Annotated in this window: 19 protein-coding genes and 4 pseudogenes; 12 read left to right on the top strand and 11 right to left on the bottom strand. The window is 72.3% G+C overall.

The genetic code is table 11. From position 1 onward, the window contains the following. The first annotated feature begins 153 nt into the window (after nt 1-153). The gene (locus QQK26_RS09965) at nt 154-612 is read left to right on the top strand and encodes a MarR family winged helix-turn-helix transcriptional regulator (RefSeq protein ID WP_284232278.1); all 459 of its coding nucleotides are present in this window, start codon (nt 154-156) and stop codon (nt 610-612) included. 87 nt (nt 613-699) lie between these two features. Next, nucleotides 700-1,640: pseudogene (locus QQK26_RS09960) on the top strand (aldo/keto reductase). A gap of 546 nt (nt 1,641-2,186) precedes the next feature. On the opposite strand, the gene QQK26_RS09955 reads toward QQK26_RS09960, so the two are convergent. From QQK26_RS09955 to QQK26_RS09945, 3 genes are all read right to left on the bottom strand, one after another. Beyond that, entirely contained in the window at nt 2,187-3,848 is a 1,662-nt protein-coding gene (locus QQK26_RS09955) for a DUF1593 domain-containing protein (RefSeq protein WP_284232277.1), read from the bottom strand. A gap of 62 nt (nt 3,849-3,910) precedes the next feature. Further along, entirely contained in the window at nt 3,911-5,725 is a 1,815-nt protein-coding gene (locus tag QQK26_RS09950; RefSeq protein WP_284234548.1) for an APC family permease, read from the bottom strand. 181 nt (nt 5,726-5,906) lie between these two features. Further along, nucleotides 5,907-6,782, bottom strand: a complete 876-nt coding sequence (locus tag QQK26_RS09945) for a phosphoribosylaminoimidazolesuccinocarboxamide synthase (RefSeq protein WP_284232275.1) — start codon at nt 6,780-6,782, stop codon at nt 5,907-5,909. A 240-nt stretch (nt 6,783-7,022) separates the two neighbouring features. Here QQK26_RS09945 and QQK26_RS09940 point away from each other — a divergent pair, with 240 nt between their 5' ends. Beyond that, the gene (locus QQK26_RS09940; protein WP_284232273.1) at nt 7,023-8,045 is read left to right on the top strand and encodes a metallophosphoesterase family protein; all 1,023 of its coding nucleotides are present in this window, start codon (nt 7,023-7,025) and stop codon (nt 8,043-8,045) included. Here QQK26_RS09940 and QQK26_RS16500 read toward each other — a convergent pair. The 4 genes and pseudogenes from QQK26_RS16500 to QQK26_RS16485 all read right to left on the bottom strand — a co-directional run. After that, nucleotides 7,976-8,683, bottom strand: coding sequence for a xylulokinase (locus tag QQK26_RS16500; RefSeq protein WP_431308032.1), 708 nt, complete (start codon nt 8,681-8,683; stop codon nt 7,976-7,978). The genes QQK26_RS09940 and QQK26_RS16500 overlap by 70 nt on opposite strands. Nucleotides 8,684-8,743: 60 nt before the next feature. Continuing rightward, a pseudogene (locus tag QQK26_RS16495) lies at nt 8,744-9,430 on the bottom strand (FGGY family carbohydrate kinase); the annotation flags it as partial. A gap of 40 nt (nt 9,431-9,470) precedes the next feature. Continuing rightward, a complete protein-coding gene (locus QQK26_RS16490) occupies nt 9,471-9,608 on the bottom strand; it encodes a hypothetical protein (RefSeq protein WP_431308031.1) in 138 nt (45 codons plus the stop codon). A 65-nt stretch (nt 9,609-9,673) separates the two neighbouring features. Continuing rightward, nucleotides 9,674-10,453: pseudogene (locus tag QQK26_RS16485) on the bottom strand (sugar-binding transcriptional regulator); the annotation flags it as partial. Nucleotides 10,454-10,617: 164 nt separating this feature from the next. Between QQK26_RS16485 and QQK26_RS09930 the strand changes: the two are divergent. The 6 genes from QQK26_RS09930 to QQK26_RS09905 all read left to right on the top strand — a co-directional run bounded on the left by QQK26_RS09930 (nt 10,618) and on the right by QQK26_RS09905 (nt 17,241). Then, the gene (locus QQK26_RS09930) at nt 10,618-11,718 is read left to right on the top strand and encodes a zinc-binding dehydrogenase (protein ID WP_348520007.1); all 1,101 of its coding nucleotides are present in this window, start codon (nt 10,618-10,620) and stop codon (nt 11,716-11,718) included. Between the two features lie 130 nt (nt 11,719-11,848). Then, nucleotides 11,849-12,883, top strand: a complete 1,035-nt coding sequence (locus QQK26_RS09925) for a zinc-dependent alcohol dehydrogenase family protein (RefSeq protein WP_284232267.1) — start codon at nt 11,849-11,851, stop codon at nt 12,881-12,883. After that, nucleotides 12,880-13,533: a DUF2291 family protein gene (locus QQK26_RS09920; protein ID WP_284232265.1), complete on the top strand. Its 654-nt coding sequence runs from the start codon at nt 12,880-12,882 to the stop codon at nt 13,531-13,533. The genes QQK26_RS09925 and QQK26_RS09920 overlap by 4 nt, the downstream gene beginning before the upstream one ends. Next, nucleotides 13,533-15,050, top strand: coding sequence for a sugar ABC transporter ATP-binding protein (locus QQK26_RS09915; protein ID WP_284232262.1), 1,518 nt, complete (start codon nt 13,533-13,535; stop codon nt 15,048-15,050). Before QQK26_RS09920 ends, QQK26_RS09915 begins: the two co-directional genes overlap by 1 nt. A gap of 41 nt (nt 15,051-15,091) precedes the next feature. Then, complete coding sequence (locus tag QQK26_RS09910; RefSeq protein ID WP_284232261.1) at nt 15,092-16,201, top strand: ABC transporter permease; 1,110 nt, start codon at nt 15,092-15,094, stop codon at nt 16,199-16,201. 59 nt (nt 16,202-16,260) lie between these two features. Next, the gene (locus QQK26_RS09905; RefSeq protein WP_284232244.1) at nt 16,261-17,241 is read left to right on the top strand and encodes a D-ribose ABC transporter substrate-binding protein; all 981 of its coding nucleotides are present in this window, start codon (nt 16,261-16,263) and stop codon (nt 17,239-17,241) included. A gap of 57 nt (nt 17,242-17,298) precedes the next feature. Here QQK26_RS09905 and QQK26_RS09900 read toward each other — a convergent pair whose 3' ends face one another. From QQK26_RS09900 to purD, 3 genes are all read right to left on the bottom strand, one after another. After that, complete coding sequence (locus tag QQK26_RS09900) at nt 17,299-17,439, bottom strand: hypothetical protein (protein ID WP_284232242.1); 141 nt, start codon at nt 17,437-17,439, stop codon at nt 17,299-17,301. A gap of 66 nt (nt 17,440-17,505) precedes the next feature. Beyond that, entirely contained in the window at nt 17,506-17,931 is a 426-nt protein-coding gene (locus QQK26_RS09895; RefSeq protein ID WP_284232239.1) for a MerR family transcriptional regulator, read from the bottom strand. Nucleotides 17,932-18,033: 102 nt separating this feature from the next. Continuing rightward, entirely contained in the window at nt 18,034-19,290 is a 1,257-nt protein-coding gene (gene purD / locus QQK26_RS09890; RefSeq protein ID WP_284232237.1) for a phosphoribosylamine--glycine ligase, read from the bottom strand. Between the two features lie 106 nt (nt 19,291-19,396). Between purD and QQK26_RS09885 the strand changes: the two genes are divergently transcribed. Both QQK26_RS09885 and QQK26_RS09880 read left to right on the top strand, forming a co-directional pair. After that, nucleotides 19,397-19,780: a sterol carrier family protein gene (locus QQK26_RS09885; protein ID WP_284232235.1), complete on the top strand. Its 384-nt coding sequence runs from the start codon at nt 19,397-19,399 to the stop codon at nt 19,778-19,780. Between the two features lie 45 nt (nt 19,781-19,825). Continuing rightward, entirely contained in the window at nt 19,826-20,161 is a 336-nt protein-coding gene (locus QQK26_RS09880) for a potassium transporter Trk (protein ID WP_284232233.1), read from the top strand. Between the two features lie 113 nt (nt 20,162-20,274). On the opposite strand, the pseudogene QQK26_RS16480 reads toward QQK26_RS09880, so the two are convergent. Continuing rightward, nucleotides 20,275-20,415 (bottom strand): annotated as a pseudogene (locus QQK26_RS16480) (dihydrofolate reductase family protein); the annotation flags it as partial. Here QQK26_RS16480 and QQK26_RS09875 point away from each other — a divergent pair. Next, nucleotides 20,384-20,593 carry a hypothetical protein gene (locus tag QQK26_RS09875; protein WP_284232231.1) on the top strand — a complete coding sequence of 70 codons (210 nt, stop codon included), beginning with the start codon at nt 20,384-20,386 and terminating at the stop codon, nt 20,591-20,593. The pseudogene QQK26_RS16480 and the gene QQK26_RS09875 sit on opposite strands and share 32 nt — an antisense overlap. Nucleotides 20,594-20,851 lie beyond the last annotated feature (258 nt).

Below are 20,851 nucleotides of genomic sequence, written 5' to 3'. Positions count from 1 at the left end.
TGCACCGGCCACCCGGCGTCGAGCGGACGGCTGCGGCGCACGAGCCGCTGGCGCCACGAGCGCGCGGCGCCGGCGCACGAGCCGCTGGCGTCGAGCGGATGGGGGCGGCGCGGCCACGGCGGCAACCCGGCGGCGCGGCGGTACCGTGGCGGCATGCCCGAGAACCCGACGTCTCGCGAGCCGGACGCCTGGCGCGGCCTGGTGCTCACCGCGCAACTGCTCGAGGCCACGCTCGACCGCCAGCTGCAGCAGCTGGTCGGCATCCCGCACGCGTACTACGGCATCCTCGTCAAGCTGTTCGAGCGCCCCGACCAGCGCGCCCGGATGAGCGACCTCGCCGCGCAGCTGCGCTTCTCGCAGAGCCGGCTGACCCACGCGGTGCGCCGTCTCGAGGACCAGGGCCTCGTCGAGCGGATGCCCGGCGAGGGCGATCGGCGCGTCGTCACCGTCGCGCTCACCCACGACGGCGTGCAGCTGATCCGCCGCGCCGCGCCGAAGCAGGCCTCCGAGGTGCGCCGCAGGCTGCTGGGCCGGCTCTCGCCGGAGCAGGTGGACCAGCTCGCGGACATCACCGGCGTGCTGCTCGCGGGGCTCGAGGAGGACTGGCGCTGAGCATCCGCTGACATCCGGCGTCACGTTCGGAGCACCCCGGCCGCCGATGCGCTGGAGTTGAGACGACCCCGAACGAAAGGACCGCGCATGACGCAGCTCGGCAACTCGGACCTCGACGTCCTCCCCTCGCCCTCGGCGGCAACGTCTTCGGATGGACCGCCGACGAGGCGGGCAGCCACCGCGTGCTCGACGCCTTCACGGCCGACGGCGGCAACCTGATCGACACGGCCGACGGCTACTCGGCGTGGATCGACGGCAACTCGGGCGGCGAGTCCGAGACCATCATCGGCTCGTGGCTGCGCGCCTCCGGCAAGCGCGATGACGTCGTGATCGCCACCAAGGTGAGCACCCACCCCGATTTCAAGGGCCTCGCCGCGACCAACGTGCGCGCCGCCGCGGAGGCCTCTTTGCAGCGCCTCGGCACCGATCGCATCGACCTGTACTGGGCCCACTTCGACGACGAGTCGGTGCCGCTCGAGGAGACGGTCGGCGCCTTCAACCAGCTCGTCGAGGACGGCCTCGTGCGCTGGACCGCGGTGTCGAACTACAGCGCCGCGCGCATCCGCGAGTGGAACGACGTCGCCGAGGCGAACGGATGGGCGAAGCCGGTCGCGCTGCAGCCGCACTACAACCTCGTGCACCGTTCCGCCTACGAGGCCGAGCTGGGCCCGGTCGCACGCGAGCTCGGACTCTCCGTGCTGCCGTACTTCGCGCTGGCGAGCGGGTTCCTGGCCGGCAAGTACCGCACGAAGGCCGATCTCGAGGGTGCCGCCCGCGGCGGGGCGGTCGAGGGCTACCTGAACGAGGCTGGGCTCGGTGTCGTCGAGGCGCTCGCCGAGGTCGCCGAGGCGCACGGCACCGCCATCGCGAGCGTCGCGCTCGCGTGGCTGCGCAGCAAGCCCGAGGTCGCGGCGCCGATCGCGAGTGCCCGCACCGTGGAGCAGCTGCCCGATCTGCTGGCCGGAGCGCGGTTGGAGCTCACGGCCGACGAGGTCGCCGCGCTCGACGCCGCCTCCGCCGGCTTCTGAGCCGAGGGTTCCTGCGCCGAGGACTTCTTCGCCGAGCGGATGCGGAGGTGAGTGATCGTGCTCCGCGGGCACGGCTGAGGTCTTCGACCAAACGACGGAGATAGTGCATCTGTTGGGCCCGTTCTACGGCGTGTCGGACGGGTGCGCCGGTTGAGTCGGCCAGAACTCCGTCATTTGGCGACCGGTGCGAGGGCGTACGGTGCGGACGGTGCGCGGGCGTACGGTGCGGACGGTGCGCGGGCGTACGGTGCAGGCGGTGCGCGGGCGGTGCTACGAGCGGAGGCGCGGACGTCCCGTCTCGCATCCGCGGGCACGGCCCAGGTGAGTGATCGTGCTCCGCGGGCACGGCTGAGGTCTTCGGCCAAACGACGGAGATAGTGCATCTGTTGGGCCCGTTCTACGGCGTGTCGGACGCGTGCGCCGGTTGAGGCGGCCAGAACTCCGTCGTTTGGCGAGCGGGAGAGCGGGAGAGCGGGAGAGCGGGAGAGCGGGCGAGCGGGCGGCGTGCCGAGCGGATGCCGCCGCGCGGCCCCGCATCCGGCCGCCTCAGGCGACGGTGAGCACGAAGCGGGCGTAGCGCGCGAAGGATGGCTCGCCGCCGTCGCGCACGGTGACGACGACGTGAGCGGTGGCACCCGAGGGCGCGTCCGCGGGCACGGTCACCGAGGCGCGGAGCACCCTCGGCTCGTCGGCGGCGCCCGTGTCGGCTGCGGCGGCACCCTCAGTCGCGGCACCGGTGCCGGCACCGGCACCGGCACCGGCACCGGCACCGGGTCCGGCCGCGGCACCGGGTCGGGCCGCGACATCGGCACCAGCCGCGGCACCGGGTCGGGCCGCGGCACCGCCACCGGCCGCGACATCAGCACCGGCCGCGGCATCAGCACCGACCGCGACATCGGCACCGCCACCGCTCCCGGCGGGGATCCCATCCGCGGCGATCGCCACGGACCCGTCGAGGGTGCCGGCCTCGCGGTACTGCCACCACTCCGCGGCCAGGACGTCGCCGTCCGGGTCGCTCGCCGAGACGGCGAGGTCGACCGAGGCTCCGGCCTCCACGACGAGGTCGGTCGCGCCGACCGGCTCGACCACGGGCGGGTGGTTCGCCTCGGAGAACGACGGCGCGACCGTCCACCGCAGCCGGCCGGCCAGCTCGCGCTGGAAGTCGGGCAGCCAGCGGCCGACGCTCCAACCGTCGTGGGCGGTGCCGTCCGCGCGCCGCTCCGGCGCATCCGCCTGCTCGTAGCGGCCCGGCTCCGTCGCGCTCGGGCGCAGACGCCCGCCCCAGCCTCCGAAGGTCGCGTGCTCGTGCGACCGCAGGCCGTTCGGGATCAGCGGGGTGAGGTTCGAGGTGTCGCCCTCGCTGATCCAGGCGCCCGCCTCCTGCAGCGGCGCCCAGACCCAGAAGCCGCGGGCCTCCAACTCCTCCTTCGTGACGTCACGCTCGCCGAAGTAGTCCTCGGTGTCGCCCGGCGCCATCTGCAGGCCGTCGCCCCAGACCCGGTACGCGGCACCGACCGGGCCGACGCTCGAGACGTGCTCGCGCATCCACTCGGCGGTCAGGAAGCCTGCGCCCTCCTCGTCCACGACGTTGCGCGCGAAGTAGCCCCAGCCGGCCGTCATGACCTCTCGGAACTCGAGGCCGGGCCAGTTCGGGCGGATGTAGTCGGCGTAGGTCTCGTCCTGCTCGGCGAAGCTCGACAGCACCAGCTTCGCGGTGATCGCGGCCTTGCGCTCGGGCCAGTCGACGTCGCCCGCGAAGCGCTCCTCGATGCTCATGAGCGCGCGCGCGGTGGTGTTGAAACCGCCCCAGTGCTGCAGGAACAGGATGCGCGGGTCGTCGCTGAGGATCGCGCGCTCGACGAGCCGGGAGCCCTCGGTCGGCTCGCTCGTGTCGCCCAGCGAGCGGATGTTGCCGATCGCGTGGATCGCGCGCAGCGCGGCCGGGGCGGGGTACGCCGCGTCGTGGGCGACGAGGTTCGGGTAGGCGGCGTCGTAGGCGTCGAGCGCCTGCTCGATGTGCAGCTTCGCGCCGGCGGGAGGCCAGCGGTGGCCCTCGAGGTCGGCGTCGCCCGCCCAGTGGAACCTGCTCGAGGTGACGACGAGCGCCTCGAGATCGATCTCGTTGCTGTGCAGCAGCAGGCGCAGCATCGAGTTGAGGTCGTCGAGCTCCGGATCGGTCGTGATCACGGTGCGCTGGCGGTCGGGCATGTGGGGCTCCCTCGCGTTCCCGGCGCTCCGCGGTGAGCACCGCGGCGAATCTAGCAGCGCCCTCAGCTCACGTGCACCACCGGGCGCCGCTTCGGCGCCGGCTCCGCCTCGCGCAGGATCTCGCGGGTGTTCGTGGCGACCTCGCCGGTGCCGGTGATGAGGAAGCGCAGCATCTGCACCGCCGGATTGCCCTCGGTCCACTGGAAGTAGGCGTGCGGCGCGACGCCGGTCTGGTCGCGCACCTCGAGCAGGAACGCCGCGATGGCCGCGGGCACGTTGCCGCTCGGCACCCGGATCACCCGGTAGCCGTGCACGACCTTGCCGCACGCCGCCAGGTCCTCCTCGAACTCCGAGGAGTCGCGCGGCAGCACCTCGAGGAAGATCACGGGGCTCTTGCCCGGGATGTGGTTGAACCGCCGCTCGTCGCGCAGCTTGCGCGAGTAGTCGGCCTCGGTGTCGAGGCCGGGCTCGTGCGCGACGAAGCGCACCGAGTCGTAGGTCTCGGCGTCCTCGCGCACGAAGGCCAGCGCCGTCTCGTCGAGCGTCATCGACGTGGCCCTGATCTGGAACGAGCGCAGGATGCGCGACAGGAGCGAGACGGTGAGGATGCCCAGCACGAAGAACGCGGCGATGCGCACGCCGTCCGGCCGCTCGATGACGTTGGCGACCGTCGTGTAGAGGAAGACGACCGTGACGAGGCCGAATCCGATGGTCCGCTTGCGCTGCCGCTTCGCGCGCGCCGACAGCGTGACGGCCACGGATGCGGTGGTGATGAGCACCAGCACGCCCGTCGCGTAGGCGCCGCCCTGCGCATCCACATCCGCGTCGAAGCCGATCGTGATGACGAAGGCGATCGCGATGAAGACGAGCACGAGCGGGCGCACGGCGCGGGCCCACTGCGGGGCCATGCCGTAGCGGGGCAGGTAGCGCGGCACCAGGTTGAGCAGGCCGGCCAGAGCGGATGCGCCCGCGAACCACAGGATCGCGATCGTCACGATGTCGTAGACGCTGCCGAAGCCCTCGCCGAGGTACTCGTGCGCGAGGTAGGCGAGCGCGCGGCCATTGGCCTCGCCGCCTTCCTGGAACTCGGCCTGGGGGATGAGCAGGGTCGTGACCACGCTCGAGGCCACCAGGAACACGCTCATGATGAGCGCGCTGGTCGTGAGCAGCTTGCGCGCGCCCGCGATGCGCGCCCTCGGCACCTTCGGCGGGTCCTGCTCGGAGCCCTCGATCTGCGGCATGAGGGCCACGCCGGTCTCGAAGCCCGACAGACCGAGCGCGAGCTTCGGGAACACGATCAGCGCGACGGCGACCGCGAAGAGCGGGTTGCCGTAACCGGTCGTGACGGCGCCCCACCAGTCGTCGACGACGTGCGGGTTGTCCCCGAGATGCGTGAAGGCCGTGACGATGACGATCGCGTTGAGGCCGAGGAAGGCGAAGACGAGCACGACGGCGATGCCGATCGCCTCGCGGAAGCCCTTGAGGAAGACCAGGCCGAGCAGTGCGATGAGCCCGAGCGTGATGGGCACCTGCCAGCCGTCGAAGGCGCCCTCGACGAGCGGGTTGTGGATGGCGTGCGCCGTCGCATCCGCGCTGGAGAGGGTGATCGTGATCATGAAGTCCGTGGCCGCGAAGCCCAGCAGCACGAGCACGAAGAGCTTGCCGCCCCACCAGGGCAGCAGCTTCTCGAGCATCTGGATCGATCCGCTGCCCTCGTGGCTCTCGCGCGCGACGCGCCGGTAGACGGGCAGCGCGCCGAGCAGGGTGAGCGCCACGAGCACGAGCGTGGCCAGCGGCGAGATGACGCCGGCGGCCACCGCCGCGATCGCCGGCTGGTAGCCGAGCGTCGAGAAGTAGTCGACGCCGGTGAGGCACATGACCTTCCACCAGGAGTGCGTCCTGTGGGGCTCCTGGGCGTGCGGGCCGGGGTGGCGGCCGCGCGGGTCGGTGTAGCCCTCGAGCAGCCATCGGCTGGTGCGGCGTCGAACCGCGGTCGTGTTCACGAAGGGGAACAGTAGACCCGCGCGGTGCTCGCGTCGAGCGACAGGAGTCGGGCGTTCAGTCGAGCAGTCGGCGGATCAGCACGCGGTAGCGGTCCGCCGTGCGCTCGACGATCTCCGCCGGCAGCTCGGGCGGCGTGCCCTGCTGGTCCCAGTTCGCGGCCAGCCAGTCGCGCACGATCTGCTTGTCGAAGCTCGCCATGCGCTCCTGCGGGGTGGCGCCGCTCGCGTAGGCGGCGGCATCCCAGTACCGCGACGAGTCGCTGGTGAGCACCTCGTCGGCGAGCGTCAGCTCGCCCGTGACGGGGTCGGCGCCGAACTCGAACTTGGTGTCTGCGAGGATCACGCCGCGCGCCTCGGCGAGCTCGCTCGCGCGGGCGAAGATCGCGAGGCTCGCGTCGCGCAGCGCCTCCGCCGTCTCCCGGCCGACCAGCTCGACCGCGCGCTCGAAGGAGATGTTCTCGTCGTGCTCGCCGAGCGGCGCCTTCCACGCGGGGGTGAAGAGCGGCTCGGGCAGACGGTCGCCGTCCTGCAGGCCGGCGGGCAGGGGGATGCCGCAGACGGTGCCCTCCGCGACGTACTCCTTCCATCCGCTGCCCGTCAGGTAGCCGCGCACGACGCACTCGATCGGGTGCATGTCCAGGCGCCTGGTGAGCATGGAGCGGCCGGCGACCGCGGCCGGGATCTCGCCCGCGACCAGGTGGTTCGGCACCTCCAGCTGCCCGAACCACCACAGGCTCAGGCTCGTCAGCAGTTCGCCCTTGCCCGGGATGCCCGGCTCCAGCACGTGGTCGAAGGCGCTCACGCGGTCGCTCGCAACCATCAGCACGGTCTCGGCGTCGCCCAGCCCTGCGGCGGTCGCGGGCACGAAGAGGTCGCGCACCTTGCCGGAGTAGGCGTGGGTCCAGCCGGGCAGGTTCTCGGGGGTGCTCACCCGGCCATTCTGCCGTGCGGGGCCCCGCCGGGTGCGCCCGCGGGTCCAAGCCTCGATTTGGGGCGCTTCGGCGACGATGGGGCATGCGGCCGCGCGCCCCATTGCCGCGAAGGCGCCCCGAACCTGAGGTGTGGGTCAGCCGGGCGAGCGGGCCGCGCGAGCGGATGGCCGCGCGAGCGGGTCGGGCGACCGGGGGGCGGATGCGGCGAGCGCGTCACCGGTGCGCGGTACCTTGCCCGCATGGCCGGCTACCGCATCCTGCACCTCAGCGACACCCACCTGCTCGCCGACGGCGGCGCGCACTACGGGCTCGTCGACACGGCGGCCAACCTGCGCCGCGTGCTCGACCGAGCGGCCGGGGTCGGGGCGCTCGACCTGGTGATCGTCACCGGTGACTGCTCCGACGACGGCAGCCGCGACTCCTACGCGGCGCTGCGCGGCATGGTCGAGCCCTGGGCCGAGCAGCGCGGGGCGCGGGCCGTGTTCGTGATGGGCAACCACGACCTGCCCGAGGGGTTCACCGCCGAGCTCGGCGACGGGGCCGGCGGTGCGGCGCCGGTCGGCCCCGTCGATGCGGTCGTGCGGCTCGGAGGTCTGCGCCTCGTGGTGCTCGACTCGACGGTCGCCGGGGCGGGCTACGGCCGGCTCGATCCCGGGCAGCTCGCGCGGCTGCGCGACGAGCTCGCGGTGCCGGCGCCCGACGGCACCGTCGTCGCACTGCACCACCCGCCGGTGCCGGCGGCCACCGAGCTGCTGCAGGGCCTGGCGCTGCAGCAGCCCGAGGCGCTCGCCGAGGTGCTGCGCGGCAGCGACGTGCGCCTCGTGCTCGCCGGCCACTACCACCATCCGCTCGTCGCGACCCTGGCCGGCGTGCCCGTGGTCGTGAGCGCCGCCGTGACGAACCTGGCCGACGTGCTCGGCGATCCGGCGGTGGAGCGGGCGACGTTCTCGAGCGGCGGCACCCTCGTCGAGCTCGACGACCGCGAGGGCTGCGCGTGCTGCCCTTCCACGTGCCCGTGCCGCGCGAGGGCGAGCCGGTGTTCGCGCTCGACGGGACGCAGGTCGCTGCGATCATCGAGGCGGCCGGACCGCCGCAGGTCGGCGCGGGCGACGCTCGTCGGTCCTGAGGCCACCGCCGCGAGCGCGCTCCCGCGCACGCATCACCAGCTCGGCGAACCGACCGCCGTCGTGCATCAGACCTCGCGCTGCAGCGCCGCGAGGTGGTGGTTGATCTCGACGGTCGCCGGATGCAGCGCCCGGTAGTCGGCGTAGAGCCCGTCGTAGCGCTCGCGGTTCGCGGGGTCGGGCTCGATGCGATCGACGACCGGGTTCCACCGGTCCATGCGCACGTCCGTCACGGTGCGGGCGGCCAGCACGGCCGCGCCGAAGCAGGCGCCGATGGTGTGTCTGGCGATGAGCTGCGGCAGGCCGGTGACATCCGACACGATCTGCGGCCAGAGCCGGCTCGAGGTGCCTCCGCCGACGGCGTGGGCGGCGGTGATGGACGCACCCGCCTCGCGGAGGAACTCGAGGTTGTGCCGCACGCCGAAGGCGGTGCCCTCCAGCGCCGCCCGGTACAGGTGCCCTCGGCGATGCCGCAGCGACAGCCCGGCGATGACGCCGCGGGCGTCCGGGTCGTGCAGCGGTGTGCGCTCGCCGGCGAAGTAGGGCAGCATCAGCAGCCCGTCGCTGCCGACCGGTACGGCCTCGGCTTCCGCCACGAGCGGGCCGAAATCGGGCTCGCCGAGCATGGTGCGCAGCCAATCGGTGACGGCACCGCTCGTCGCCATCCCCGCCGCGAGGTGGTGCAGGCCCGGCGACGTGCCGGCCGAGCACCACAGCGCCGGGTGCGCGCGCCGTGCGGTGTCGGTGGCGCTGAGGAACAGCGTCGTGCCGTACATGAGCATCAGCCCGCCGGGGCGGTCCGCGCCGACGCTGACGGCCTCGGTCCACGCGTCGATGGCACCGATCGCCACCGGGATGCCCGCGGGCAGGCCGGTCTGCGCGGACGCCGCGGGGGTGACCAGCCCGGCCACCTCGCCGGTCCAGAGCAGCCGGGGCAGCGTGATACCGCCGCGCAGCGCATCCGCCCACCGATCGTGCCAGTCGTCGGTGCGCAGGTCGTAGAGCGGCGCGGCCTGGCTCGCGGACTGCCGGTCGATCGCGTACTCGCCGGTGAGCTTCCAGAGCAACCAGGAGGAGGGCATGAAGAGGCGCTCGGCGCGCGCCCAGAGCTGCGGCTCCTGCTCTGCGACCCAGGCGAGCTTAGGGCCGACGGACTGCCCCGAGAGCCGCGATCCGGCGGCCTCGACGATGGCTTCGTCGCCCAACTCGGTCTGCAGCCGCACGATCTGCTCGCTGGCGCGGGTGTCGATGCCGTAGAGGATGGCGGGCCGCAGCGGCCGCCCGGCGCCGTCGGTGAGCAGCGTGCAGGGCCCCATGCCGCTGACCCCGACGGCCGCGATCGGCCCGGGAGCCGCGGCGGCGAGCTCAGCGGCGATGCCCGCGAACTCCGCCCACCACAGCTCCGCGTCCATCTCGACGTGGCCTGCGCGCGGACGGTCGGGATCGTGACGCCGTGCGGCGCTGCGCACGATGCTGCCGTCCGCCGACACGAGCACGCCCTTCGTGCTCGACGTGCCGACATCGACGCCGATGACGAACTGCTCCACCCTGGTCTCCTGGGGTCTAGGCGATGCCGCCGGGGTTCTCGGCCGCGAGCGCCGCGGCGAGCACGGCGCGGGCCGTCGGCAGATCGGTGACGAGGGTGCGCAGCAGCCCGGCGCGAGCGGCACCGAGGATGCTGGCGGTCTTCTCGAGGCCCACGGCGACGCCGACCACGTGCTCGAGGCGCTGCACCAGCTCACGGGGGTCCGCACCATCCGCTCGCTGCCGTCGAACTCGATGGCACGGCCCTCGGCGTCGAAGAAGTTCAGGCAGACGTCTCCGACCGCGTCCAGGAGGTCGGACTGCTCGATGCGGATGGCGCGCGAGATCGAGTCGCGCACCGTCGGCGGCGCGCCGATGCCGACGATGGCGCCCTTCGCCGCCCCCCAGAGACCGGTGACGTGGCGGAAGGTCGGATCCTCGTCGAGGGATCGCCGGAGTGCGGGCGCCGGCATGGCCTCGGCGTACAGGAATGCGGGGAAGGCGCCGGTGCGCTCGGCCATCTGCCGCGTGATCTCGTTGGTCTGGTACCAGGCCACCGGCTCGCTGAGACCCCCGACGCTCGGGGCGATCTGCACCCCGGCGAGCGGCGCGAGCGGCTGGCCGACGATCTCGTAGACGGTGCGTCCCGAGGAGCACAGCAGGGCGTCGCCCGGCTTCAACCGCATCGACTCGAGCTCGGCGGTGACCGCTGGCGCGAGGTCGCGGCCCACGCGGCTCGGATGCACGCTCGGCACGATGCGCACCCGCTGGAGGTGCAGCGCATCGGCGAGACGTCCGGCCAGCTCGTCGCGCTCGTCCGCGCGAGGATCGACGACCTCGATGCGGACGAGTCCGAGCCGCCGGGCCTCGGCCACCAGGCGGCTGACCGTTGGGCGGGAGACCTGCAGCCGTTCGGCGATGGAAGCCTGCGTCTCGTCGTCGAGGTAGTACAGGCGGGCGGCCTCGTAGGCGAGCTCGGGTGCGAAGCGCGCGCGCCCCGCGACCTGCTGGCTCGCTTCCATGCGCATCCCTTCATCGCCCGTCAGCCGGGCTGAGACCATTCTGCACGGGGCGCAGGCGGGCTCGCGAGCACAAGTGTGCTGGACAAATGTTCAGTCACGTGGCAGGGTGGTGCCGTTGCAACGCCGCATCGACGTCGTCTGAGCCAATGGAGGTCATCAGCACCGTGTCACCCACCCCCGAGATCCCCGCGACCATGCGCGCCGTCGTCGTCCACGGCCCCGGCGACTACCGCCTCGAGGAACGGCCCGTGCCGCAGCCCGGACCGGGCGAGCTCCTGCTGCGCGTCGACGCGGTCGGCGTCTGCGCCAGCGACCTGAAGTGCTACCACGGCGCCGCCAAGTTCTGGGGCGACGAGCACCGGCCCGCGTGGGCGCAGGCCGGCATCACCCCCGGTCACGAGTTCGCGGGCACCGTCGTCGCCGGCGATACCGCAGCGCTCGAGCGCCGCGGCGCCGCCCTCGGCGACCGCCTGGCCTGCGAGCAGATCGTGCCCTGCTGGGAGTGCCGCTACTGCCTGCGCGGCAACTACTGGATGTGCGGGCCGCACGACATGTTCGGCTTCAAGGGCTTCGACGGCGCCATGGCCGACTACGTGCTCGTGCCCGAGCGGGCTCTCACCCACCACGTCAGCGGCGACATCGCCCCCCAGCACGCCGCCTTCAGCGAGCCGCTCTCCTGCTCGATGCACGCCGTCGAGCGCGGCCGCATCCAGCTCGACGACACGGTCGTCGTCGCCGGAGCCGGCCCCATCGGCCTCGGCGCCATCGCCGGCGCGCGGCAGAAGAACCCGTTCCGCCTGATAGCCCTCGACATGAGCGACGACAAGCTCGAGCTGGCCCGCAAGGCCGGTGCCGACATCCTCATCAACATCACGCGGGAGGATGCGGTCGCCCGCGTCCGCGAGCTCACCGACGGCTACGGTGCGGACGTCTACATCGAGGCGACCGGGCACCCCAGCGCCGTCGCGCAGGGCCTCGACCTGCTGCGCAAGCTCGGCACCTTCGTCGAGTACTCCGTGTTCAAGGACGACGTGACCGTCGACTGGTCGATCATCTCCGACGACAAGGAGCTCGACGTGCTCGGCGCCCACCTCGGGCCGCACTGCTGGCGGCCGGCCATCAAGCTCATCGAGTCGGGGGCGCTGCCCCTCGACGAGATCTGCACGCACCAGTTCCCGCTGGAGCGCTTCCAGGAGGCACTCGACCTCGTCGGCGACTCGTCCGGCGGCTCGGTGAAGGTCTCCATCCTCCCCTCGCTCGGCTGAGCGAGCCCATCGACACGGGACGGCGACGCCGCCCCGGCTCCCCTCGGCGACCCCACGGCCGACGTGCAGCCGGGCCGGTGCCGCCGACCCGCACCATCCCACCCACTACAGCAACAGCAAGGAGCACACGATGCGCGCCGTCGTCTTCACCGCGGAAGGGCAGCTCTCGCTCGAGGAGCGCCCCGACCCCACGCCCGGATACAAGGAGATCCTGATCGAGACCGCCGCCGTCGGCATCTGCGGCACCGACACGCACGTGTTCGACGGCGAGTTCGAGGGCACCGTCTTCCCGCTCGTGCCGGGGCATGAGGCCACCGGCACGATCGTCGCGCTCGGCGAGGGCGTCAACGACGGCGTCTTCGACTTCCAGGTCGGCGACCGCGTGGCCGTCAACCCCAGCACCACCTGCGGCGAGTGCGAGTTCTGCCAGAACGGGCACCAGAACCTCTGCCGGTTCTGGAACGGCCTCGGTGTCGTCGCCTCCGACGGCGCCGCGCAGGAGCGCTTCACCGCGCCCGCCGGCAACGTCTACAAGCTCAAGCCCGACACCGACCTCGAGCTCGCCGCGCTCATCGAGCCGCTCGCCTGCGCGATCCGCGGCTGGGACGTGCTGCCCCGCCGTCTCGGCGACCACGTGCTCGTCTACGGCGCCGGCACCATGGGCCTGCTCATGGCCCAGCTCGCCCGCAAGGCCGGAGCCGCCACCGTCACCATCGTCGACCTCAACGAGGCGCGTCTGCAGACCGCCGCCGAGTGCGGCATCGAGCTGCGCTACACGAGCGCCGACCACGCCGACCGCGAGCAGTGGGATGTGGTGATCGACTGCACCGGCGCCATCCGCGCGATCGAGGATGCGCTCACCCGCGTCAAGCCCGCCGGCTTCTTCCAGGACTTCGGCGTCGCGCCCGCGGACAAGACCGCGCAGTTCTCGCCCTTCCGCGTCTACCGCGACGAGATCTCCATCGTCGGCACCATGGCCGTGCTCAACAGCTTCGGCCGCGCCGTCGAGCTCTTCGAGGCCGGCGCGATCAACGCCAAGGCGATGGTGAGCCACTCCTTCGTGCTCGACGACTACGAGCAGGCGCTGGCGATGTTCCGCAAGGGCGAGGGCCGCAAGCTGCAGATCCGACCGAACGACACCGAGTCGCGGGTGCTGCTGCCGTGACCGCCGCCGCATCCGCGCGTCGCGCACAGCTGACCCCCAGGGCGAAGAAGGCCGTGCTCGCCGGCGTCGTCGTCATCGTGCTCGCCTTCGTGGCGTTCGGCACCCGCGTGGTCCCGAACGACGACGAGTCGCTGCAGGGCGTGCAGGCCTTCGACGCCGCCGTCTACGGGCCCGAGACCTTCCCTGCCGTGGCCGAGGCGATCGAGGGGCGCGCCGTGCCCGCCGCCGAGCTGGCCGCCGCGATCGCCGCCGATCCGGCCGCCGCCGCCGAGGAGTACGCGGTGCAGAGCTCGGGCGGTCCCGTCTACTCGACGACCCTGACGGGCGTCGTCGGCGAGGGTGCCTCCGGCATCGTCGAACTCGACGTCGAGGGACTGCCCGACGATCTGCTCGTGCGCGTGCAGCTCGGCCCGGCCATCAACGGCACCGAGCTGCGCGACGCGAGCGGCGAGATCCAGTTCGGGCAGTTCACGAACCAGATCGAGTTCCAGGACGCCGCCGCCGCCATCAACGACACGATGAAGGCGGAGGTGCTCGGCGGCGTCGATGCCGCGGCCCTGGCGGGCAGCACCGTCACGCTCACCGGCGCCTTCACCCTAATCAACCCCCAGGCCTGGCTCATCACGCCGGTCGAGTTCGAGGTGGCCTGATGGGCGCCGGCGACGACGTCGTGCTCGAGGCACGCGAGGTCGTCAAGACCTACGGCGGCACCCGCGCGCTCAAGGGCGTCAACTTCGAGATCCGTCGAGGCACCGTCACGACGCTCTTCGGCGAGAACGGCGCCGGCAAGTCGACGCTCATGAAGATCCTCTCCGGCGTCGAGCAGCCGACCTCCGGCGAGATCGTGCTCGACGGCGAGCCCGTGGCCTTCGCCTCGACGAACGAGGCACGCGACCGGGGGATCTCGATCATCCACCAGGAGCTGAGCCTTGCGCCGAACCTCTCGGTGCGCGACAACATCTTCATGGGACGCGAGATCGTCGGCCCGCTCGGCGTCGACTACGCGGAGGAGGAGCGCCAGACCCGCGCCCTGCTGGAGGAACTGCAGCTGCAGGTGCAGCCGGACGCGATGCTCGCCGACCTGCGCGTCGGCCAGCAGCAGATCATCGAGATCGCACGGGCGCTCTCGGCCGACTCCCGCATCCTCATCATGGACGAGCCGACCTCCGCGCTCGCGGCGGCCGAGGTGGAGGTGCTGTTCGGCATCATCCGCGAGCTGCTCGCCCGCGGCGTGGCCATCGTCTACATCTCGCATCACCTCGAGGAGGCGCTCGAGATCACCGACCACGCGGTGGTGCTGCGCGACGGCACGATGACGGCGCGCGGGGAGCGCGGCGGCATCGATCTGGAGTGGATCGTGCGCAACATGGTCGGCGACCACTTCGACCTCGGTTCGCCGCCGAGCTCCCCGCTCGGCGAGGTCTTGCTCGACGTGCGCGGGCTCACCGTGCTCGACCCGGACGTGCCCGGCCGTGCCGTGGTCGACCGGCTCGATCTGGCCGTGCGCGAGGGCGAGATCGTCTGCCTCTACGGCCTGATGGGCTCCGGCCGCACCGAGCTGCTCGAGGCGGTCGCCGGTCGAGGCGCCGTCGACGGCGGCGAGATCGAGCTCGCCGGCCGCTCGTTGCGGGGCGTGCCGATCGCCGAGCGCATCGAGCGCGGCATCGGCCTCGTGCCCGAGGACCGCCAGCGCGACGGTCTCGTGCAGACCATGGACGTCGGTCCGAACCTCACGCTGACCAGCCTGCGCGACGCGGTCGTGAACGGCTTCCTCTCCCGGGGCCGCGAGAAGGCGATCGCGCTCGGCCTCATCCGCGACGTCACGGTGAAGACACCGGGCCCGGATGTGCCGATCGGCTCCCTCTCCGGCGGCAACCAGCAGAAGGTCGTCATCGGCAAGGTGCTCGCCACCGGGCCGCGCGTCATGCTGCTCGACGAGCCCAGCCGCGGCATCGACGTGGGCGCCAAGGGCGAGGTCTTCCGCCTGCTGGCCTCACGGGCCGAGCGGGGGCTGGCCGTCGTCTACTCCACCTCGGAGGTCGGCGAGTGCCTGAGCATCGCCCACCGCATCGTCGTGCTGAGCCGCGGGCGCATCGTCGCCGAGTTCGGCGCGGACGCGACCAAGGAAATGATCATGGCCGCCTCGGGAGAGGCCGTCGCCGCGTGAGCGGCGCACGACCCGACGGCTCTAGGAACGGAAACCCCGACATGACCTCCAGCACCTCCGCCGCACCGCAGCGGCGCGGCAAGCCCTTCTCGCTCGCCAAGCTCCTCCTCGAGGGGCGCGCGTTCCTCGCGCTGATCCTCATCGTCATCGTGTTCTCGGTGCTCTCGCCGAACTACCTGACGGTCGAGAACGTGCTCATCATGGCCTCGCACGTGGCGGTCTACGCGCTGCTCGCGCTGGGCATGCTGCTCGTGATCCTCAATGGCGGCATCGACCTCTCGGTCGGCTCCACGCTCGGCTTCACGGGCGTGATCGCCGGCTACCTGATGCAGGGGGTGCCGATCGACGTGCTCGGCGTCACCTTCGTACCCAGCGTGCCCGTCGTGGTGCTCCTCTCCTGCGCCGTCGGCGCGCTGGTCGGCCTCGTCAACGGCGTGCTCGTCTCGCGCTTCAAGGTCGCCCCCTTCGTCGCGACCCTCGGCATGCTCTACGTCGTGCGAGGCTGCGCGCTGCTCATGACCAACGGCCTCACCTTCAACGACCTGGCCGGCGACGAGGCGCTCGGCAACACCGGCTTCGACTGGCTCGGCTTCAACCGGGTGCTCGGCGTGCCGATCGGCGTCGTCATCATGGCCGCCGTCGCCATCGTGCTCGGACTGCTGCTCAGCCGCAGCCGCTTCGGGCGCTGGCTCTACGCCTCCGGCGGCAACGAGCGCGCCGCCGAGCTCTCCGGCGTACCGGTCAAGCGGGTCAAGGTCTGGGTCTACGTGGTCTCCGGCATCTGCGCGGCGGTCGCCGGCCTCATCCTCGCCTCCACGCTCACCAGCGCCAGCCCCACCGCGGGCAACACCTACGAGCTCACCGCCATCGCCGCGGTGGTCATCGGCGGGGCGGCGCTCACCGGCGGTCGCGGAACGGTGCGCGGCACCATGCTCGGTGCCTTCGTGATCGTCTTCCTCTCCGACGGCCTCGTCATCGTGGGCGTCAGCGCCTACTGGCAGATGGTCTTCATGGGGGCCGTCATCGTCGTTGCCGTGCTGCTGAACACGCTGCAGTACGGGCGCCGTCCGAAGCCCGTCCCCACGGCCCCGCAGGCACCCGCCGCGGGCCCTCGACCGACGGCGCAGGAGCCGGCGCGACCGCGCTCCTGACCCGTTGCACCACAGGCGGCGAAGGCGCCGCCGATCACATCCGATGAAGGGAAACACAGATGTTCCGCAAGAAGGCGATCATGGCCCTGGCGGCCGCGGGAGCGCTCGTGCTCGGGCTCAGCGCCTGCGCGAGCGGTGACACCGGCGGCGACGGCGGCGGCGACACCGAGGGCGGCCTCATCACGATCATCGTGAACGACCCCGCCAACCCGTACTGGAAGACCGAGGGCGACGTGGCTTCGGCCGCCGCCGAGGAGCTCGGCTACGAGACCGTCGTCGGTGCCCACACCGGCGACACGAACACCGAGAACACGCTCATCGACACCGCGATCGCCAACAACTCGGTGGCGATCATCCTCGACCCGGCCAACGCCGACGGCTCCATCGCCGCGGTGAAGAAGGCCGACGCGGCGGGCATCCCGGTGTTCCTCGTGAACGCCGAGATCAACGAGGCGGGCCTGGCGAAGGCGCAGCTGGTGTCGAACAACGCGCAGGGCGCGGCTCTGGGCGCGCAGGCATGGGTCGAGCGGATGGGCGAGGCCGGCGACTACGTCGAGCTCTTCGGCGCACCCAGCGACAACAACGCCCAGACCCGCTCCAACGGCTTCGCGACGGTCATCAGCCAGTACCCCGACCTGGTGCTCTCGGGCTCGGAGGTCGCCAACTGGGACCGCACGGAGGGCCACAGCAAGACCCAGTCGCTGCTGCAGTCGCACCCGAACCTCGGCGGCGTGATCTCCGGCAACGACGAGATGGCGCTCGGCGCGATCGCGGCGCTCAAGGAGGCCGGTCGTCTCGACGGCGTCGTGGTCGGCGGCTTCGACGGCTCGCCGGACGCGGTCGACGCGGTGCGCTCGGGCGAGCTCGCCTACACGGTGCTGCAGCCCGTCGCGGTCTTCTCGGAGGAGGCGGTGAAGCTCGCCCACGAGTTCCTCACCACGGGTGAGGCGCCCGCCACCGAGAAGCAGTCCTTCGACTGCGTGCTCATCACCCAGGACAACGTCGACGGCATGACCGGCGACTTCGTCTACGAGGGCTGATCCGACAGGGTTCCGGCTCGGAGGTGCGAGGCGCCTCCGAGCCGGGACGCCCCGTGCTCAGCGCGGACGACGGTCGTCGGTCGTGAAGCCCTCGCGCTGCGTCCGCGACTCCAGCGGCTCGAGCTCTTGGAAGAACGTGAGCTGCCAGCCGTCCGGGCCGAGCACGCGCGCGTTCAGCGAGCGGAACGGCGTGCGCACCGGAGGCGCGATCGGCTCGGCGCCCGCTCGGTCATGCCGAGCACGTCGCGGTAGAACCGCACCGCCTCATCGAAGTCGTCGGTCTCGATGATCAGGCGCAACTGCTTCGGAGCATTCGATGGCTGCATGCCGCCCAGCGTGCACCCTGACGCCCACGTCAGGGGCAAGCTCCCGCTCCAACCCCGCTAGGGCATCGAGCTCGGCGTCGATCGCACGCCGCTCCGTTTCGAGGCGCGCCCGCGCCGCCGCGATCGCCGAGCGGATACGCTCCGTGCCGCCGTCCCGGTACGCCGGCAGCAGCCCCCGGATCACCGAGCTGCAGAAACCGGCCGCCAGCAGCGCGCGGATGCGCAGCACCTCGGCCCGGTCGCCCTCGCCGAAGATCCGCTGGCCCGAGGCGGAGCGTGCCGGCGCCAGCAGACCCTGCTCCTCGTAGTACCGCAGCGCGCGCACGCTCACGCCGCTCAGCGTCGCCAGCTCGCCGATCCGCATGGGAGCATCCTCGATCATCCGCCGCTTCGACGCGACCGGGGTGTGACGCCGCGTTCCGCTCGTCGTGCAGGGGTGCGCATCCGCTCGACCGCGGCCGCGCCCTCAGACCGCCTTCGCGGCGATGTCGCTGCGGAACTGCCCGCCCTCGAGGTGGATGCGCCCGATCGCCTCGTAGGCCCGCTCGCGCGCCTGTGCGAAGTCGTCGCCGAGCGCCACGACGCTGAGCACGCGGCCGCCGGTGGCGATGAAGCGGCCCTCGTCGTCGAGCTGCGTCGCGGCGTGCGCCAGGTGCACGCCCTCCACCTGCTCGGCCTCGGCCAGGCCGGTGAGCACGCGGCCGGTGATCGGCGCGTCGGGGTAGTCCTCGCTGGCGAGCACGACCGTGACACCGGCCTGCTCGCTGAACTCGGGGCGGCCCATCCCGGCGCAGCCGCCCGTCGCCGCGGCGAAGAGCAGGCCGCTGAGCGGGGTGACCAGGCGCGGCAGCACGATCTGGGTCTCGGGGTCGCCGAAGCGGGCGTTGAACTCGATCACCCGGATGCCCTGCTCGGTGACGATGAGCCCGCAGTAGAGCAGGCCGATGAAGGGGGTGCCCTGCGCGGCCAGCGCGCGGATGGTGGGCAGGCCGACCGTCTCGATGACCTCGTCGACGAAGCCCTCCGGCAGCCAGTTCAGCGGCGAGTACGAGCCCATGCCGCCGGTGTTCGGACCCTGGTCGCCGTCGAGGGCGCGCTTGAAGTCCTGGGCCGGCTGTAGCGGCAGCACGTGGGTGCCGTCGCTGAGCAGGAAGAGCGAGACCTCCTGGCCGGCCAGGAACTCCTCGATCAGCACGCCGCCGCTGCCGTGGGTGAGCCAGTAGCGGGCGTGCTCGATCGCCGCGTCGCGGTCCTCGGTGACGATGACGCCCTTGCCCGCGGCGAGGCCATCGGCTTTGATCACGTAGGGGGCGCCGATCTCGTCGATCGCGGCGATCGCGGCGTCGAGGGTGGCGGCCTGGGTGGCGGCGCCGGTGGGCACGCCCGCGACGTCCATGATGTGCTTCGCGAAGGCCTTCGAGCCCTCGAGCTGCGCGGCGGCGCGACCGGGGCCGAACACGGCGATGCCGCGCTCCCGCAGCTCGTCGGCGACGCCCGCGATCAGCGGGGCCTCGGGGCCGATCACGACCAGCTCCACGTCCTCGGCGAGGGCGTACTCGGTGACGGCGACGGGGTCGTTCGCGTCGAGCTCCACGAGGGTCGCCTGCGCGGCGATGCCGGCGTTGCCGGGGGCGGCGAGCAGCACGTGCTCCTGCTCCTCGCGGGCGAGGGCGGTGATGATGGCGTGCTCGCGGGCACCGGAACCGAGGACCAGGATCTTCACGGCGCCCAGCCTACTGACGGGCCGAGCGGATGCGCGGGGCCGGCCCCGCATCCGGGTCCGGTGGGAGAGGGGGCCGGGGCCCGCATCCGCTCGCTAGCGTAGAGGCATGGCGAAGACCCGCATCGTGCCCATCGTCGGACGCGCCGCCGTGCGCAAGCGACTCGAGGAGGGTGCGGAGGCGGATCGCGAGACCTCGGCGCTCGCCGTGCGCTACCTGCTGCAGCAGCTCGCCGACGAGGCGCCCGGGCACACGGTCGAGGTGCGGGTGCCGCCGTTCGGGGCGGTGCAGTGCGTCGAGGGTCCGCAGCACACGCGCGGCACGCCGCCCAATGTGGTCGAGATGGATGCGGGCACCTGGCTCGAGCTCGCCACCGGCGGCCTCGGATGGCCTGAGGCCCTCCAGAAGTCCCGCGTGAGCGCCAGCGGGCAGCGCGCCGACCTGCGCGAGCTGCTGCCGCTCAGGTGGGAGCAGGACCAGCTCGTCGAGTGAGCTCGGTTGTTCGTGCGCTCAGCCGCTGAGGAGGAGAATGGGGGCATGAGCAGCACCGAGCCCACGCCCGAGACCACCGGCGACACCGCCGAGGAGGTCGTCGGACAGGAGCAGGTCCGCGTGCGCCGCGCCCCGAGGTACGGCGTCTTCATCGGCCTCGGCGCCTTCCTCGGCTTCGTCGCCGCCTTCGTGCTCACCTTCGCCTTCCCCGAGAACGATGAGTTCACGGTCGGCCAGATCTTCGGCTTCCTGCTGCTCGTCTGCCTGGTCGTGGGCGTCGCCCTCGGCGGCGCGGCCGCGATCGTCATCGACGCCGCGTCGAGCCGTCGCGCCCGCGCGGTCGACGCCGAGCGCATCGAGCGCCACGGCGCGGAGCGCTGAGCGGCGCACCGCAGCAGCACGAGCTGCGAGCCCGGCAGCACCTGCGCCTCGAGCAGCCGCAGTGGCGCCCTTGCGCCCCGGTACAGCGGTTCGCCCTCGCCGAGCAGCCCGGCGCCGACCAGCACGATCAGCTCGTCGACCAGGCCCGCCTCGAGCAGCGGATTCCAGGTCGTGGCGCTGCCGTACATCAGCAGGTGGCCGCCCTCCTGCTCCTTGAGGCGGGTGATCTCGGCGACCGCATCCGCTCGGCGCACCACGCGGGTGCTCGACGCCCACGGCGCGTCGGCGGGCACGATGAGGGAGTCGCTGATCACGAGCGAGTCCGTGGCGACGACGCCCCGTGCGATCTCGAGATCGCGCTCCGACGAGGACGGGTCGGCCGCCACCGCGCGCCAGTGCGCTTGGTTCTGCGCGAACCACGTGCTGCCGTAGACGAGCACGCCGGCGCCGCGACCGAGGGCCAGGTTGTGGTCGTCGAACGCATCCTCGAACGGCATGCCGGAGAGGTCGCCGCCGGGCCTTGGAAGCAGCCGTCGAGCGAGGTGAGCACCGAGACGATGAGCTTGCGCATGGCACGGAGGCTGGGCCCGCGCTCGTGCACGCGCAATGGGCTGTTCACCATCCGTCAACCGTCGGGTAACGCGATGGCACCTCCGGTCCGTACCGTGCGGCGGGCACCCCTGCTCACCC

Source organism: Arenivirga flava (assembly GCF_030161575.1).
GTDB lineage: Bacteria > Actinomycetota > Actinomycetes > Actinomycetales > Microbacteriaceae > Arenivirga > Arenivirga flava.
This window is presented reverse-complemented; position numbering and strand designations above follow the sequence as displayed.

Bases quoted from the DNA above. Each gene is read 5' to 3' on its own strand.
- QQK26_RS09965 (WP_284232278.1), top strand. From the start codon at position 154: ATGCCCGAGAACCCGACGTCTCGCGAGCCGGACGCCTGGCGCGGCCTG.
- QQK26_RS09955 (WP_284232277.1), bottom strand. From the start codon at position 3,848: ATGCCCGACCGCCAGCGCACCGTGATCACGACCGATCCGGAGCTCGAC.
- QQK26_RS09950 (WP_284234548.1), bottom strand. From the start codon at position 5,725: ATGTGCCTCACCGGCGTCGACTACTTCTCGACGCTCGGCTACCAGCCG.
- QQK26_RS09940 (WP_284232273.1), top strand. From the start codon at position 7,023: ATGGCCGGCTACCGCATCCTGCACCTCAGCGACACCCACCTGCTCGCC.
- QQK26_RS16500 (WP_431308032.1), bottom strand. From the start codon at position 8,683: ATGTACGGCACGACGCTGTTCCTCAGCGCCACCGACACCGCACGGCGC.
- QQK26_RS09925 (WP_284232267.1), top strand. From the start codon at position 11,849: ATGCGCGCCGTCGTCTTCACCGCGGAAGGGCAGCTCTCGCTCGAGGAG.
- QQK26_RS09915 (WP_284232262.1), top strand. From the start codon at position 13,533: ATGGGCGCCGGCGACGACGTCGTGCTCGAGGCACGCGAGGTCGTCAAG.
- QQK26_RS09910 (WP_284232261.1), top strand. From the start codon at position 15,092: ATGACCTCCAGCACCTCCGCCGCACCGCAGCGGCGCGGCAAGCCCTTC.
- QQK26_RS09905 (WP_284232244.1), top strand. From the start codon at position 16,261: ATGTTCCGCAAGAAGGCGATCATGGCCCTGGCGGCCGCGGGAGCGCTC.
- QQK26_RS09895 (WP_284232239.1), bottom strand. From the start codon at position 17,931: ATGCGGATCGGCGAGCTGGCGACGCTGAGCGGCGTGAGCGTGCGCGCG.
- QQK26_RS09885 (WP_284232235.1), top strand. From the start codon at position 19,397: ATGGCGAAGACCCGCATCGTGCCCATCGTCGGACGCGCCGCCGTGCGC.
- QQK26_RS09880 (WP_284232233.1), top strand. From the start codon at position 19,826: ATGAGCAGCACCGAGCCCACGCCCGAGACCACCGGCGACACCGCCGAG.